The following is a 14,912-nucleotide window of genomic DNA, read 5'->3' as shown; positions in this document are numbered from 1 at the left end:
ATCGACACGGCGGCGCCCGCGGATTTTCCTGCAGTCCGGAGATTCAGAGCCTGAGCTGGACGCCGGTGTACCAGGAGCGCCCGTAGGCCGGCTCGAGGCCGGTCTGCCACACGCGATCGAAGTAGCGGCGGTTGGCGAGGTTGCTGATGCCGGCCAGCAGCTTCACGTTGTGGTCGAGTTGCCAGTCGCCGGCCAGGTCGAGCACGGTGTAGGCGGGGATGCGCGCGGGCAGGTAGCTGGCGCCGCTGCCGAGCGGCTGGTCGGAGTCCTGCCAGTACTGCGCCGCGGACGAGACCGCGGTGAGGCTGAACTTCACGCGCTGCTCCATGCGCCAGGTGAGGCCGGCCTTGGCAAGGTAGCGCGGCGCGTAGGCCGGCACCTTGCCGACCTGGCCGGGAATCGCGCTGGCGGTGAACCTCGCATTGAGCAGGCTCACGCTCGCGAACGCTTCCAGGTGCTCGCCATGCGTGGCCAGCGCGGTGGGCGCGAGGAAGTCGTAGCTGAGCTGGCCCTCGAAGCCGCGGTTGCGCGTGTCGCCGGTGTTAACCTCGACCACGTCGACGTTGTTGATGTACTGCGCCTCGATGCGGTCCTTGAAGTCGATCCAGAACAGGCTGGCGTCGTAATACAGGCCGGTGAGCGGCACGCCGTGCACGCCGGCCTCCCACGACAGCGATTTCGATGGATCGGGCGCATGGCCGGGCACGATGTTGGCGAACGGTGAGGCCATGTCGAAGTAGCGCAACGGCCGCCAACCCTGCGACACGTTGAAATAAGTCTCGTTGCCGTGGCCGAAGTCGTTGCCGATGCCGAGGCCGAACAGCGGCACGGTGCGCGCGTCGGCCTCGTGGATCAGCGGGCGGCTGAGGAAGGGCGGCCGCACCGTCTCGTCCACCGCCACGCGCTCGTGCTCCAGTCGCACCGAAGGCACGATGTGGATTTCGTGCGGCAGGCGGAACACGTTCTCGGCGAACGCCGCGTAGTAGTCCGAGCTGCGCGCCTGGCGCAGGATCGGCGTGCCACTGCGGTCGAAACGGTCGACATAGAGATCTGAACTGCTCCACTGGCGGAACGGGTCGTTGCCGTGGAACAGCACCGTGCCTGCGGTGAACGCATTGCCGTGCCCCCAGGCCTTGCGCACGCGCAGGTCCAGCCCCTGGGTGCGGAACTGCTCGTCCTGCAGCGTGGTGCTGGCGGGCGGCGGCTGCGGCGGCAGCGCATTGTTCGCCGCACGACTGGCGAGGTCCTGGTAGGCGAACCACAACTTGCCGGTGACCCGCCAGCCGTCGCCGAATTCACGCGTGTGGCCCAGCACCAGCTGGTCGCGGTCCACCCAGTCGCGGTTCCATGGCGTGGGCGTGGCGCGCGGATCGGCCTGCCATTGCGGATAGCTCAGCCGGCCCGGGTCACCGGAATCGGCGTCGATCGCATGCAAGTCCAGCCACCAGTAGTTCTTGTCGCTGGGGCGATATTCCAGATAGAAGTCGGCCTGGCGCATCTGCGATTGCGCATTCGGTCGCGTGCCATCGCTGCGCACGTAGGCGGCGTCGGCGCGGAACGTCCATGCGCCGCTGCTGCCTTCGAGCGTGTTGTAGGTCGAGTACAGGCCGTGGTCGCCCACCACCTGTTCGGTGCTGGCCGAGAACGGCGCGCCGGGTTTCGGGCGCTTCGTGACCAGGTTGATCACGGGCGCTGGCTCGGGCCCGTACAGCAGGCTGGAGCCGCCACGGATCAGTTGCACCTCGGCCAGGTTTTCTGCCAGCGGCATGGCGTACAGCGTGGGAAAGCCGATCCAGTCGCTTTCCAGCGGAATGCCGTCCTGCATCACCAGCACATATTCCGATTCCTGCGGGTTGCCGAGGCCGCGATAGCTCAGGTTGAACTGGGTGGGCGTGGGCTGCTGCGAGACCAGCACGCCCGGCGAGCGCGCCAGGAGTTGCTGCAGGTTGTTGTCGATCACGGTGGGCTGCAGGTCGAGATGGGTGACCGTGGTCTTCTTCGTCACCGTGATCTTGGTGCCGGCCACCTCCGCCATCTGGTGCTTGAGCTTGGCCGCCACGTACTGGCGCCAGTCGTAGCCGTGCACGTCGATGCGCGGCAGGTTGGTGACCGACTGCGGTGTGGGCGTGGCGACGCCCGGTGCCGTGTCGGTCTGCTGCGCCGCAGCCGTGAAGGCGATGAACGTGAGGGCCGTGGCTAGCGCAAGGGGCAGGGCGGCGCGACGTGGCATCGTAGGTAATGGGTGTGATGGGAGAATGCCGGGTTATCGCGCATTCCCGGCCATATCGCCATAGGCCAGGCGTTTACCCGTGACGCGGCGTCGACACCGCCACGTGCCGGCGGGAGTAGGCTTGGGTGTCCCGCACCGGGAGGATCGCGTCATGCTGCGCCGAACCCGCAAGCTGCTGATCGTGCTGGCCGCGTTGCTGCTGCCTGGTCTGGCCGCGGCATCTTCCATCGCCACCTCGTCGCCTGAAGACACGGCCGCCTTGTTGCAGAAGGCCGTGGACGGCAGCTGGCGTTCCGCGGCGAACAAGGCGCGCGACCGTTATCGCCACCCGGTGGAGACCCTGCAGTTCTTCGGCATCCGGCCGGACATGACCGTGGTCGAGCTGGCACCCGCCGGCGGCTGGTACACCGAGATCCTCGCACCGTTCCTGCGCGGGCACGGCCATCTGGTCGAGGCGCCATCGCCATCACCCGCGTTCATGGCGAGGATGCAGGCCGATCCGGCGGTGTTCGGCCACTTCGAGCAAGTGTTGCCGTTCAGGCCGCCGGCATCGGTGAACCTCGGCGCGCCGGGTTCGGCCGACATGGTGCTTACCTTCCGCAACACCCATGACTGGCTCAACCACAGCCCCGAGACGCTGGCCGCAGTGTTCAAGGCGGCCTACGGCGTGCTCAAGCCCGGCGGCGTGTTCGGCATCACCGAGCATCGCGCCAAGCCGTTCGCCGATGCGCAGGAGAGCAGCAAGGCCTTGCATCGCCTGCCCGAGGATTACCTGATCGCGCTGGGCCTCAAGGCCGGCTTCCGCCTCGGCGGTGTGTCGGAGATCAATGCGAATCCGAAGGACCCCGAAGACGTCAACGTGCACCGCTTGCCGCCCGACCTCGCCGGCCCGGCCAGCGAGCATGCGGCGATGCAGGCAATCGGTGAGTCGGACCGGATGACGCTGCGGTTCGTGAAGCCATGAAGAGGATCGCGCACATGCTCGCTTCAGTCGCGGGCTGCTTCGGGTTTCGTGGAGGCCGCCTGACGACAGATCGCTCGATCGCGGGGTTGCAGATCGTGGTTTCCCTGCTGCTTGGCGTGGGCATCAGCGCGGCAGCGGTCGCCCAGAGTCTGCCGGCACAGGATTGGCCCATGTTCGGCGGTAACCTGGAAAGCGCCAGTGCCAATCCGGAGCCCGCCGGCATCACCGCGGCCAACATCGCCGGACTCACGCGCCGGCAGGTCAGGCTGGATGGCACCGTGGACGCCAGCGCCATCTACCTGCACGGCGTCGCCATCCGCGGTACCCGCCATGACGCCATCTTCGTCACCACTACCTATGGCAAGACGCTGGCGCTCGATGCCCACAGCGGCGCCGTCCTGTGGGAATACACGCCGCCCGGCTACCAGGCGCTGGCGGGTACGCGGCAGATCACCAACTCCACCCCCGTGGCCGATCCCGACCGGCAATCCGTCTACGCCGCCTCGCCCGATGGCTATATCCAGAAACTCGCCATCGGCGATGGCCACGTCGTCTGGCGCACCGCCATCACCAGGCTGCCGTTGCGCGAGAAGATGGATTCGCCGCTGAAGTTCTTCCGCGGCCGCGTGATCGCCGTCACGGCGGGCTACATCGGTGATCGGCCGCCTTATCAGGGCCATGTCGTCGCGCTCGACGGCGGCTCGGGCAAGTTGCTCGCGGTGTGGAACTCGCTGTGCAGCCAGCGCGCCGGCCTGCTGCAGCCGGACTCGTGCCCGCAAAGCGATTCGGCCATCTGGGGACGCGCGGGTGCGGTGATCGATCCCCGCGATGGCGACATCTTCGTCGCCACCGGCAATGCCGACTGGAACGGCACGACCGACTGGGGCGATGCGGTGATCGAGCTCGATGCCGCCGTCACGAAAATGCGGGGCAATTACGCCCCGGTCAATACTGATGAATTGAACGAGAAAGATCTCGACCTGGGTTCGACTTCGCCCGTGCTGCTGGGCGGCGACCTGATCGCCCAGGGCGGCAAGGACGGCAAGATCCGCCTGCTCAGCCGCAGGGCCATGGCCGGCGACGCTCCCAACAAAGGCCATGAGCTGCAGATCGTTGCCACGCCCAGCGGCTCAGACCTGTTCACCCAGCCTGCGGTATGGCAACACGGCGGCCAGACCTGGATGTTCGCCGCCGACAACGGCGGCACGGCGGCCTGGGAACTGGAAAACGGCCGGCTTCGGGAGAAATGGAAGAACGGCAGCAGCGGTACCAGCCCGTTCGAGGCGGACGGCCTGTTGTTCGTCTACGCGCGCGAAGGCGGGCTGAACGTGTACGAGGCCGCTTCGGGCAAGCGCGTCGCCACGCTGCCCTGCGGTCCGGGCCATTGGAACAGCCCCATCGTGCTGCAGGGCGAGGTCATCCTTCCCGAGGGCAATGCCAACGCCCATGCCACCAGCGGTGTGGTGGATATCTGGAGTTTGCCTGACGGGGCAGCGGGTCGCGCCCGTTCTGCGAGGGCCCCGTGACGAAATTTCCATGACTTCCGGCCCTTGAGCCTCGCGCAATGTCGCACCCACAGTTTCCCCTTGGCCTTGCCCATCCCCAAGGAAAATCGATCATGCGTCTGTCGCATCGTCTTGCCGTGCTTGTCCTTGGAATCGCGGTCACCTGGGCCGCGCAGGCCACGGTGGCGCCCTCGTCGTACCAGGCGCTGAACTGGCGATTGATCGGGCCGTTCCGCGGCGGACGCGTGCTGGCGGTATCCGGCGTCCCGGGCGACGCGCGGCATTTCTACTTCGGCGCGGTGGATGGCGGCGTGTGGGCCACCCAGGATGCGGGGCGCACCTGGCAGCCGATCTTCGACAGCGAACCGGTAGGCTCGATCGGCGCGCTGGCGCTGGCGCCGTCGAACCCGAAGGTCATCTACGTGGGCAGCGGCGAGGCCGACATGCGCTCGGACATCGCCCATGGCAACGGCATGTACAAGAGCGCGGACGGCGGCAGGCACTGGACGCACATCGGGCTGGCGGACAGCTACCAGATCGGCAAGATCCTGGTCGATCCGCGCAATCCGGACGTGGTGTACGTGGCCGCGCTCGGCCATGCCTACGGGCCGAATGCCGAGCGGGGCGTGTTCCGCAGCAACGATGGCGGCAAGACCTGGGCCAAGGTGCTGTTCAAGAACGACGACACGGGCGCGATCGATCTTGCGTTCAAGCCCGGCGATCCGGACACGATCTATGCCGCGCTGTGGCAGACCCGCCGCCCGCCGTGGAGCGTGTACCCGCCCTCGAACGGCCCGGGCAGCGGTCTGTACGTGTCGCACGATGGCGGCACGCACTGGAGCCAGGTGCAGGGTGGCGGCTTCCCCGCGCACCCGGGCCGCATCGGCCTGTCAACCTCGCCGGCGCGGCCGGATCGCGTCTATGTGCTGGTGGACGCCGGTGATGGCGAAGGCGGCCTCTACCGTTCCGACGATGCCGGGGCGCACTGGAAGCATGTCACCGGCGACCAGCGCCTGTGGCAGCGCGGCTGGTACTTCGGCGGCATCACGGCGGACCCGAAGGATGCCGACCGCGTTTACGTGATGAACACCATCATGCTGCGCTCGGATGACGGCGGCGCGCACTTCATCGCGCTGAAGGGCGACCCCACCGGCGACGACTTCCACACGCTGTGGATCGACCCCACCGACTCCGACCGGCAGATCCTCGGCGTGGACCAGGGCACGCTGGTCACGCTCAACGACGGCAAGACCTGGAGCAGCTGGTACAACCAGCCCACCGCGCAGATCTACCACGTCAGCACCGACAACCGTTTCCCGTACTGGGTGTACGGCGCGCAACAGGATTCCGGCGCGGTGGCGCTGCCCAGCCGCAGCGGCAGCGGCGACGGCATCACCATGGAGCAGTTCCACGAGATCACCCCGGGCGGCGAGAGCGGCATGATCGCGCCCGATCCGGACGACCCGGACGTCGTCTACGGTGGCACGGTGGACAAGCTGGACACGCGCACCGAACAGGTACGCAGCGTCGATCCCACGCTGGCCTATCCGCTGGCGCATTACCGCGGCGCGTGGACGCTGCCGCTGGCCTTCTCCAAGCGCGGCACCAGGACGCTGTACTTCGCCAACCAGCGCCTGTTCCGCACCACCGACGGCGGCGACCACTGGGCGCCGATCAGTCCCGACCTCACTCGCGAGGACGCCGGCATCCCGTCCAATCTCGACGCGCCTACCGCGGCCGACGACGACCACGTGAGCAAGCGCCGCGGCGTGATCTACAGCATCGCGCCCTCGCCACTGGACGCGAAGACGCTGTGGGTGGGCACCGACGATGGCCTGGTCTGGCGCAGCACCGACGATGGCGCGCACTGGCAGTCGATCACGCCCAAGGCACTCACGCCATGGTCCAAGGTGGCCGGCATCGAGCCCTCGCACTTCGATCCGGGCGTCGCCTATCTCGCGATCGACCGTCACCGCCTCGACGACGACACGCCCTACATCTACCGCACCGCCGATGGCGGCAAGGACTGGACGCGCATCGACAGCGGCATTCCCCGCGACAGCTTCGTCAACGTGGTGCGCGAGGATCCGCAGCACCGCGGGCTGCTCTACGCCGGAACCGAGCGCGGCATGTACGTCTCCTTCGACGACGGCGCGCATTGGCAGCCGCTGCAGCAGAACCTGCCGATGACCTCGGTGCGCGACATCGACGTGCACGGCGACGACCTGGTGATCGCCACCCATGGCCGTGGCTTCTGGATCATGGATGACGTCACCGCGCTGCGGCAGCTGGCCGAGGCGCGCACGAACGCCGTCACGCTGTTCAAGCCCGCGGTGGCGCTGCGCGTGCGGCCAGCCGGCTTCACCGGCACGCCGTTCCCCAAGGACGAGCCGATGGCGGCGAATCCGCCCGACGGCGCGATCATCGACTACCTGCTGCCCGCCGGCGTGCACGGCCCGGTGACGTTGACCGTGCGCGACGCACAGAGTCAGGTGGTGCGCAGCTACAGCAGTGCCGAAAAGGTCGCCAAGCCTGATCCGGCCAAACTGCCCATCGCGCCGGAATGGGTGCCGGTGCCGGTGCAGCTGTCCACCGCGCCCGGCATGCACCGCTTCGTGTGGAACCTGCGCTATGCGCTGCCCGGTGCCCCGAAGGAGGGCCGGCGGAAGATGGACGGCGTATGGGCGCCGCCCGGACAGTACAGCGTGGAACTCGATGTCGACGGTCACAGCCTGCGGCAATCCCTGACCCTGCAGCCTGATCCGCGCGTGCACCTGCCGCCGGCCGCCTACCAGCATCAGTTCGCGCTGGCCCGCCAGGTCGAGGATGCCGGCATGCAGGCGATGGAGGCCACCCAGGCCGCCACGGCCTCGCTGAAGTCATTGGAGGCGCGGGAGGCGCATGCCGATGCCGCTGCCCGTGCCCGCATCGAGACGGTGGCCGGCAAGATTGCCGACGTGTCCGGCGTGGTCGCCCATCCCGACCCGCGCAACTCGATGGGCGCGCCGCCGAAGCGCGTCGACAGCCTGCGTGCGCTGTCGATGGACCTGATGAAGCTGGAGCAGGCGGTAGATGGCGCGGACGCCGACCCCAGTCCGGATGCGCAGGCCTCCTATGCGCTGCTGTCGAAGACGCTGGGCGCCACGCTGGCCGAATGGCGGGCCCTGCAGACGGGCGAACTGGCGGCATTGGACGCCAGCCTGCCGAAGACGGGGCAGAAGTCCGCCGGCGCACATTGACGAACCATGCCGGCGAGCCTTGTGCCTCGCCGGCACGGGCAGGAGGCGAAGCCGGGATGCCGGGTCCCGGAAGTGCAGGGCGGGGTTTCAGGCCTGGCTCAAGCCTGGCGGTTGTGCGAGCGCATGGTGCGCTGTTTCTCGATCTGCCAGTCGCGCTGCTTCTCGGTGTCGCGTTTGTCGTGCTCCTGCTTGCCGCGCGCCAGGCCGACTTCCACCTTGACCTTGCCGTTCTTCCAGTACATCGCGGTGGGTACCAGGGTGTAGCCCTTGCGCTCCACTGCGCCGATCAGCTGGTCGATCTCCTTGCGATGCAGCAGCAGCTTGCGCGTGCGCCGGTCCTCGGCGATCACGTGGGTGGAGGCGCTGATCAGCGGCGGGATCGAGGCGCCGACCAGGAAGATCTCGCCCTTGATCACGATCGCGTAGCCATCGCCGAAGTTGATCCGGCCCGCGCGCAGCGCCTTCAGCTCCCAGCCTTGCAACGCGACGCCAGCCTCGTAGCGTTGGTCGATGTGGTACTCGAAACGCGCGCGCTTGTTCAGCGCGATGGTGCCCGTGCCCTTGGTGGTGTCCTTGTCCTTGCTCTTGGCCATGTCCGCTAAACTTCGGGCCTCTGGCGGCCGCGTTGCCTACGCGCCCCATCGGAGCGACGCTTTTATTGAGAGTGCGCCCATGGATGGGCGCCCGTTTGATCTTCGCATTCATGGACGAATGCAGAAACCACTGAATGCGTCCATGGATGGACGCTTCTTGATCTTTGCATTCATGGATGAATGCACAAATTTAAGGACTACCGTGATCGAGATACGCCGCAGCGCGCTGGTACGCCACTCGCCGGAGCAGATGTTCGATCTGGTCGACGTGGTGGAAGCATACCCAAAGCGCTTCCCCTGGTGCTCGTCGGCCACCGTGATCGAGCGCGCGGACAACGTGCTGGTGGCCCGGCTCGACCTGCATTTCGCGGGCCTGCGGCACAGCTTCACCACGCGCAACACCGCCGAGCGGCCGCAACGCATCGACATCCGTCTGGTCGATGGTCCGTTCCGTTCGCTGGATGGCCTGTGGAGCTTCACCGCGCTGGGCGAGGATGGCTGCAAGGTGGCTCTGGCGCTGGATTTCGACTATGCCGGGATCGGTGGCAGCGTGCTCAAGCTGGGCTTCCAGGGGCTTGCCAACCGCATGGTGGACGACTTCTGCCGCGCCGCGGACCAGGTGTATGGCTGAGCCGGCGATCATCGTCGAGGTAGCGCACGCCGGGGTGCATGACACATGGCGTCGTCGTGTTTCCCTGCCGGCCGGCAGTACCGCGATGCAGGCGGTCGAGGCCGCGGGAGGGTTGCAGGAACTGCCGGCGGAAGTGCTGAACCCGCTGCGGCTGGGCATCCATTCGCGCCGGGTGGAGGCCGACCATGTGTTGCGCGACGGCGACCGGCTGGAGCTCTATCGGCCGCTGGCGCTCGATCCGATGGCTGCACGCCGGCGCCGGGCTGGCCAAGGCTGAATTCCGCGGCAGTGGGCGATCAGTTGCTGTTGTCGCCGCCGGAGTCACCGCCTGAACTGTTGCCCGAATCGCTGCCGGAACCCTTGTCGTCCTTGCCGCTCATGTCCTTGTCGCCCTTGGCCTCGTCGACCGGGTAGTCGACGTGGTACTTCTTGCTCTCCTTGAGCAGGTTCTTGTTGTTTTCGAGGTAGGGGCTGCCCTCGACGCGTGCCAGCGTGTCATTGTCGAAATACAGGGTCATCGTGCTGACCTGCATCGGGCCGCCCCGGTGCGAATAGGTGGAGGTGTAGTCCCAACGGCTCTGGTCGAACGGCGAGGTCACCGATGGCGTGCCTACCAGCAGCAGCACCTGGCGCTTGGTCAGGCCGGGCTTGAGCTGATCCACCGCCTTCTGGTCGATGGTCTTGTCGAGCAGGTTGCCCTGGCGCACATCGGGCGTGTAGACCAGATGGCAGCCGGAAACGGCAAGCGCCAGCAGGGCGACAACCGGCAGGGTGATCAGCTTTTGCATGCGTGTCGCGTCCAGATCGTGAAGGAGTCGGATGATACACTACCGGTTCGGCATCGCCGCGCCGGCGTGAGGTGGCAACGATGGAACAGGAAACCAAAGAACTGCGCCGGGTCGGCCTCAAGGTGACCCACCCGCGCATGCGCATCCTGCAGATCTTCGACGAGGAGGAGGGCAACCATCTCACCGCCGAGGACGTCTACAAGAAGCTGCTCGCCCATCAGGAGGACATCGGCCTGGCGACGGTGTACCGCGTGCTGACCCAGTTCGAGGCGGCGGGCATCATCATCAAGCACAACTTCGAGGGCGGCCAGGCCGTCTACGAACTCGACCGCGGCAGGCACCACGACCACATGATCGATGTGGACAGCGGAAAGGTGATCGAGTTCGTCAGCGAGGAGATCGAGCGCCTGCAGCGAGAGATCGCGGCACGCCACGGTTATGTGATCGAGGATCACAGTCTGGTGTTGTACGTGCGCCCCAAGAACCACGCGCGCAAGGCCTGAGCCGGCGCCGGGCGTCGTTCCAGCTTGCCTGGCGACTCACGGAGGTGCCCAAAATCGCGTCGGCGAGGGCCCGAAAGGTCTCCGGGCGGGAATGATGGGCACAAAAAAATCGCGAGGAAGGACTCCTGTCCACCTCGCGATTGCTTCGATACCTCATTGGACGTACGGCAGGGCGAGTTGCTCACCCAAGCCGTGCGCGTCCCAGGTAACGACCAGATGGCATCCTGCCATCTCTCCGGAGTCGCCGTCCCCACGAGGACTCCGGCACGCCATCTCACGATGGCGGCTCCCCCACATCGATGGATGGATCGTAACGAAGCCTTTACGGTCTGTGTATCGGAAAATTTCCTAGATGCTCCGATTTGTGACCGGTGATTCGATGTTGCTGCGCAACAATACGCGCAGGTGCACGCCGCGCAGCACGGGACGCAGCCGGAACAGTCCGCCCAGCGAGGTAACCCGGTCGCGCATGCCCTGGAGGCCGCGGCCTCCGCGCGGCAGGCGCTCGGGCAGGCCGATGCCGTTGTCGCGCAGGTCGAGCAGGGCCAGCGCCATGCCGTGGCGTTCGCCGATGCGCAGGCGCACACGGAATTCACTGGCCCTGGCGTGCTTGACGGCATTGGTGGCGCTTTCCTGCGCCAGCCGGTAGATCGTTGTGCGGGTGTCGTCGTCGAGCAGGCGCGGATCGCCGCGCAGCTCGGTGTGATAGCTGATCCCTGCGGCGTTCAGCAGGTCGCGGATCGGTCCCTCGTCCAGCGCACGCAGCAGGCCGAATTCGTCCAGCACGGCGGGGCGCAGGTCGTCCAACAGCCGATGCAGGGCGCGGCGCATGTGGGCGAGGATGCCGTTGATCGAGGTGCTGATGTCCTCCAGCCCGGCCTGCTGCAGGCGCGTCTGCGCCAGCTTCACGTGGGTCTGGATGGCGGTGATGTTCTGGCCCAGTTCGTCGTGCAGCTCGGCGGCCAGGTGCCGACGCTGGTTCTCGTCAGCCTGCAGGTTGCCGCGGGCAGCGGCGCGCAGCTGCCGTGCCAACTGGTCCAGCCGTCGGTTGACGGCGGCCAGATGGGTATTCTGCTCGGCCACCCGCAGCTTGCTGCGGCGCAGGGCGTCGGTGGCGGAGCCGAGCATCAAGGTGCCGGTGCCGGCCACGGCCAGGAACAGGTAGCCGGCCGCCGAAGGAGCGTGGCCGAGCCGCTGGTCCAGCACCGTCATGCCGAGGCTGGAGACGATCATCGCCAGACTGGCGCCGCGCCAGCCGTGGCGGAAGGCGAAGAACAGCACCGGTGCCAGCGACAGCGCACGGGCGAACTGCGGCTGCGACGTGGCCTGCTCGGACAGCAACAGCAGGATGGCCATGGCCGGCAGCATCACCTGCAGGCCGTCCAGCAGCAGACCGGCCACCGCGCGACGGTCGGGCGGGGCGCGCAACAGCAGCACCATCACCGGCACCACCAGCAGCACGCCCAGGTAGCCGCCCAGCAGTTCGTTGCCCAGCACGTGGATCAGCGCATCCTCGGCAGCGGCGGTATGGATCACCGTGAGCAGGCCCACGTCCACCGCGGTGGTGGAGAGCACCACCAGGATCGCGGCCAGCAGCAGGCGAGCTGCTTCCTGCGGATTGTGCAGATTCGCGCCCGCATGGGGGTTGAGCCGGCGCAACAGCCACAGACCCGCCGCAGTCACCAGCGGCTCGGGCAGCTCGCCCAGGAAGTAGCCGCTCCAACCCATTGGCAATCCCGCGTGGATGCTCATGCCGGCAGAGGCGATCAGTTCCGCCCCGATCAGCCAGCCCCAACTGCGCATGGGCAGCAGCAGCAGCGCGCCGAAGCGCAGGCCGTAAGGCAGCATCCAGTACGGCTGCGAGGTGGGCCACAGCAGCAACCACAGCAGCAGGTAGAGCACGCCGAGCAGCGGGCCGGAGTGCAGTGGACGGAACGGTTTCAGGCGCATCCGCGGATGGTACATGGGCGTTCGGCGGTGCTGGCGCAGACCGGTCCCGGTCCGTATACAGTAGGCCCATGTACAGCATTGTCCTGGTCGACGACCACGCCATCGTGCGCGAAGGCTTCAAACGCCTGATCGGGCTGGAGCCCGATCTGCGGGTGGTGGCCGAGTGCCGCAGCGCCGACGACGCCGTGGAGGCGGTGTCGCAACAGCACCCCGACCTGGTGGCGCTGGATCTGTCGTTGCCCGACGGCAGCGGCCTGCCGCTGATCGAGCATCTGCGCAGCGTGGCGCCGGAAACACATATCGTGGTGCTGAGCATGCACGATGGCGAGCCCTACGTGTCAGAGGCCCTGCGCCGTGGCGCCAGCGGCTATGTGACCAAGGGCGTGGCGCCGGAAGAGCTGGTGGCCGGCCTGCGCGCGGTGATGCAGGGCGAGCAGTTCCTGAGCTCCGACCTGCGCCAGCGTCGCGCGGAGCAGCCGGAGTCCACGCTCGACCCGCTGCATCGCCTCACCGCGCGCGAGCACGAGGTGTTCCTGCTGCTGGCCTGCGGTCGCACGCCGAAACAAGTGGCAGCCGAACTCGGCATCGGCCAGAAGACCGTCTACATCCACCGCGCCAGCGTGATGGGCAAGCTCAACGCCGGCTCGGAACTGGAGTTGTACCGCATGGCCAGCGAGCGGGGGCTGTTGCCGGCTGCTGGCTGAGGCCTGCCCTCAGGCCTGGGCCTTTTCCAGCATCTGCTTCGCGTGGGCGCGGGTCTCGCGGGTGATCTCCACGCCACCCAGCATGCGCGCCAGCTCGTCGCGGCGGCCATCGGCATCCAGCACCTGGATCTGCGTGCGGGTGTGGCCGCCGTCGCTGTGCTTGCTCACATAAAGATGCGCGTGGCCTTGCGCAGCCACTTGGGGCAGGTGGGTGACGCACAGCACCTGGCGCTGGCCACCGAGCGCGCGCAGCTTCTGGCCCACCACCTCGGCCACCGCGCCGCCGATGCCGCTGTCCACCTCGTCGAAGACCATGGTGCCTATGCTGTCCTTGCCCAGGGTAGCGACCTCGATGGCGAGACTGATGCGTGCCAGTTCGCCGCCGGAGGCCACCTTGCGCAAGGCGCGCGGCAGCTGACCGGGATTGGCGCTGACCAGCAGTTCGCAGCGTTCGCGGCCTTGCGGATCGGGTTCCGCGCCTTCGGCCGGTTCGAGTTCGATCTGCAGCACACCACCAGCCATGCCCAGCTCGGCCATCAACGTGCTGACTTCCTTGCCCAGCAAGTCTGCAGCCTTGCGGCGCGACTTGCCCAGCACCGCAGCAGCCTTGTCGTAATCGGCTTGCACGCGGTCGCGTTGGGCGGTGAGCTTTTCCAGCACTTCGCCTGCGCCTTCCAGTTCGGTCAGTTCATTGCGCATCGAGGAAGCCTTGTCGTGCAGCTCGGCGACCGGCAGGCGGTGGCGGCGGCCGAGTTCGTGCAGGCGGGCGAGGTGGGTGTCGACTTCGGCGAACCGTTCGGGATCGAGATCGACGTCCTGCGCGTAGCGGCCCAGGCTGTCGGCGGCCTCGCCCAGCTGGATCGCGGCGTTGTCCAGCAGCTCCAGCGTAGGGTTCAGCGTCTCGTCCAGCATGGCCAGCTTGCCCAGCTCCACGTGGGCGCGACCCAGCGCGCGGCGCAGCGCGAACTCGCTGTCACCGTCGAGCAGCTCGACCACCCCGGCCGCGCCTTCGGCGAGCCGGCCGGCATTGGCGAGGCGTTTGTGGCTGGCCTCCAGTTCGGCCAGTCCCGCCGGGGGCAGCGCCCACTGTTCGAGCTCGGCCAACTCGTGATGCAGTAATTCCAGCCGCTGTTCGCGATCCTCGCCGCCGCTGAGGCGGCGGATGCGTGCACCCAGCTCACGCCATTGCGTGGCCAGCTCGCGCACTTGCGCAGCCAGTGCCTCGTGATCGGCAAAGGCGTCGAGCAGGGTGAGCTGGTGGGCGCGGGAGAGCAGGGCCTGGTGCTCGTGCTGACCGTGGATCTCCACCAGCAGGGTGGCCAGCTCGGCGAGCTGGCCAGCGTTGGCCGGGCGGCCGTTGATCCAGGCGCGCGAGTTGCCCTCGGCACGGATCACCCGGCGCAGTTGGCAGGCCTCGCCGTCGTCCAGTTCCTCCTGCGCCAGCCAGGCACGGGCCTCGGGCAACGCGGCCAGGTCGAATTCGGCGGACAGCTCGGCCCGGTCGCTGCCCGCGCGCACCATGCCGCTGTCGGCGCGGGCGCCGGCGAGCAGCAGCAGTGCGTCGACCAGCAGCGACTTGCCGGCGCCGGTTTCGCCGCTGACCACGGTGAGGCCGGTGCCGAAATCGACCTCGGCTTTTTCGACGACGGCAAATTGGCGGACGTGGAGCGAAGTGAGCATGGCGGGCTGGCGGCAGTCCGGGTGATGGTCGGGCGATTGTAACGGCAGGCCAGCCGCTACAATGCCCAGCCTGATCGGTGCCCGCCGGCTTGCACGGCGGGCCGACAGACCTTATCTCTTTGTCG

The 14,912-nt window shown here is 67.6% G+C and carries 12 protein-coding genes; 7 read left to right on the top strand and 5 right to left on the bottom strand.

Features of this window, described 5'->3' with window-relative positions:
* Window positions 1–43 precede the first annotated feature (43 nt).
* Entirely contained in the window at window positions 44–2,230 is a 2,187-nt protein-coding gene (locus tag ABQJ54_RS01995) for a TonB-dependent receptor family protein (RefSeq protein ID WP_367852606.1), read from the bottom strand.
* 151 nt (window positions 2,231–2,381) lie between these two features.
* Between ABQJ54_RS01995 and ABQJ54_RS01990 the strand changes: the two genes are divergently transcribed.
* The 3 genes from ABQJ54_RS01990 to ABQJ54_RS01980 all read left to right on the top strand — a co-directional run bounded on the left by ABQJ54_RS01990 (window position 2,382) and on the right by ABQJ54_RS01980 (window position 7,938).
* Window positions 2,382–3,194 carry a class I SAM-dependent methyltransferase gene (locus tag ABQJ54_RS01990; RefSeq protein WP_367852605.1) on the top strand — a complete coding sequence of 271 codons (813 nt, stop codon included), beginning with the start codon at window positions 2,382–2,384 and terminating at the stop codon, window positions 3,192–3,194.
* A 14-nt stretch (window positions 3,195–3,208) separates the two neighbouring features.
* The gene (locus tag ABQJ54_RS01985; RefSeq protein WP_367852604.1) at window positions 3,209–4,720 is read left to right on the top strand and encodes an outer membrane protein assembly factor BamB family protein; all 1,512 of its coding nucleotides are present in this window, start codon (window positions 3,209–3,211) and stop codon (window positions 4,718–4,720) included.
* A 92-nt stretch (window positions 4,721–4,812) separates the two neighbouring features.
* Window positions 4,813–7,938 carry a WD40/YVTN/BNR-like repeat-containing protein gene (locus ABQJ54_RS01980; RefSeq protein ID WP_367852603.1) on the top strand — a complete coding sequence of 1,042 codons (3,126 nt, stop codon included), beginning with the start codon at window positions 4,813–4,815 and terminating at the stop codon, window positions 7,936–7,938.
* Window positions 7,939–8,036: 98 nt separating this feature from the next.
* Here ABQJ54_RS01980 and smpB read toward each other — a convergent pair whose 3' ends face one another.
* The gene (gene smpB, locus ABQJ54_RS01975) at window positions 8,037–8,531 is read right to left on the bottom strand and encodes an SsrA-binding protein SmpB (protein ID WP_367852602.1); all 495 of its coding nucleotides are present in this window, start codon (window positions 8,529–8,531) and stop codon (window positions 8,037–8,039) included.
* A 202-nt stretch (window positions 8,532–8,733) separates the two neighbouring features.
* On the opposite strand from smpB, the gene ABQJ54_RS01970 reads away from it, so the two are divergent.
* Entirely contained in the window at window positions 8,734–9,162 is a 429-nt protein-coding gene (locus ABQJ54_RS01970) for a type II toxin-antitoxin system RatA family toxin (protein ID WP_367852601.1), read from the top strand.
* Window positions 9,155–9,439, top strand: coding sequence for an RnfH family protein (locus ABQJ54_RS01965; RefSeq protein ID WP_367852600.1), 285 nt, complete (start codon window positions 9,155–9,157; stop codon window positions 9,437–9,439). Before ABQJ54_RS01970 ends, ABQJ54_RS01965 begins: the two co-directional genes overlap by 8 nt.
* 19 nt (window positions 9,440–9,458) lie before the next feature.
* On the opposite strand, the gene ABQJ54_RS01960 is transcribed toward ABQJ54_RS01965, so the two are convergent.
* A complete protein-coding gene (locus ABQJ54_RS01960) occupies window positions 9,459–9,950 on the bottom strand; it encodes an outer membrane protein assembly factor BamE (RefSeq protein ID WP_367852599.1) in 492 nt (163 codons plus the stop codon).
* An 80-nt stretch (window positions 9,951–10,030) separates the two neighbouring features.
* Between ABQJ54_RS01960 and fur the strand changes: the two genes are divergently transcribed.
* Window positions 10,031–10,453, top strand: a complete 423-nt coding sequence (fur, locus tag ABQJ54_RS01955) for a ferric iron uptake transcriptional regulator (protein WP_367852598.1) — start codon at window positions 10,031–10,033, stop codon at window positions 10,451–10,453.
* Between the two features lie 348 nt (window positions 10,454–10,801).
* Here fur and ABQJ54_RS01950 read toward each other — a convergent pair whose 3' ends face one another.
* Entirely contained in the window at window positions 10,802–12,403 is a 1,602-nt protein-coding gene (locus ABQJ54_RS01950; protein WP_367853549.1) for an MASE1 domain-containing sensor histidine kinase, read from the bottom strand.
* Between the two features lie 68 nt (window positions 12,404–12,471).
* Between ABQJ54_RS01950 and ABQJ54_RS01945 the strand changes: the two genes are divergently transcribed.
* Window positions 12,472–13,107 carry a response regulator gene (locus ABQJ54_RS01945; protein WP_367852597.1) on the top strand — a complete coding sequence of 212 codons (636 nt, stop codon included), beginning with the start codon at window positions 12,472–12,474 and terminating at the stop codon, window positions 13,105–13,107.
* 9 nt (window positions 13,108–13,116) lie between these two features.
* Here the strand turns inward: ABQJ54_RS01945 and recN are convergent, their stop codons facing one another.
* Entirely contained in the window at window positions 13,117–14,787 is a 1,671-nt protein-coding gene (recN, locus tag ABQJ54_RS01940; RefSeq protein WP_367852596.1) for a DNA repair protein RecN, read from the bottom strand.
* Window positions 14,788–14,912 lie beyond the last annotated feature (125 nt).

This window comes from Rhodanobacter lycopersici (genome assembly GCF_040812335.1).
Taxonomy (GTDB): Bacteria; Pseudomonadota; Gammaproteobacteria; order Xanthomonadales; family Rhodanobacteraceae; genus Rhodanobacter_A; species Rhodanobacter_A lycopersici.
This window is presented reverse-complemented; position numbering and strand designations above follow the sequence as displayed.